The sequence below is a fragment of the Micromonospora aridisoli genome, from assembly GCF_056150025.1.
Map to the genome: position 1 here is coordinate 1 of NZ_JAXCFK010000089.1, position 602 is coordinate 602.

Genomic DNA, 602 nt, shown 5'->3' on the forward strand with positions numbered 1-602 from the left:
GATCCATCTGTTGCTTGTGTTAATCCCGTTCCTGCGACATCAGGATTTATTTTGTCTTTGTCAATGGCATCGTCAACTACTTTGGCAGTACTTACAGCATTATCTGCAATATCTGCTGTTGCAATAGTTCCATCAAGAATGTTCTCTGTCTGCACAGCATTATCTGCTACTTTGGTGTTGTCAATAGCATCTGCAGCTATTTTTGCTGTTGTTACTCCAAGATCTTTTATTTGTACCCCGTTTGTTGGATCTACCTCTAGGGTAGCATCATCCACATTGACATCAAAACCTACATTTTCTAGAGCAGCATTAGTAGGTGTTCCTGTTAGTATAACCGAACTGTTGGGAGATGATATAGTTCCATCTCCTGCGATTGCTGTAACATCTACTTCTAGTGATCCATCTGTTGCCTGTGTTAATCCTGTTCCTGCGATATCTGGATTTATTTTGTCTTTGTCAATGGCATCACTTGCAATATCTACTGTTGCAATAGTTCCATCAAGAATGTTCTCTGTCTGTACGGCATCATCTGTTATTTTGGTGTTGTCAATGGCATCTGTAGCTATTTTTGCTGTTGTTACTCCAAGATCTTTTATTTGAAC

The 602-nt window shown here is 39.5% G+C and carries 1 protein-coding gene; it reads right to left on the reverse strand.

Features of this window, described 5'->3' with window-relative positions; translation table 11 throughout:
- Window positions 1–602 (reverse strand): hypothetical protein (locus SM447_RS29500; RefSeq protein ID WP_474576137.1); only part of this gene is annotated, 602 nt, incomplete at both ends.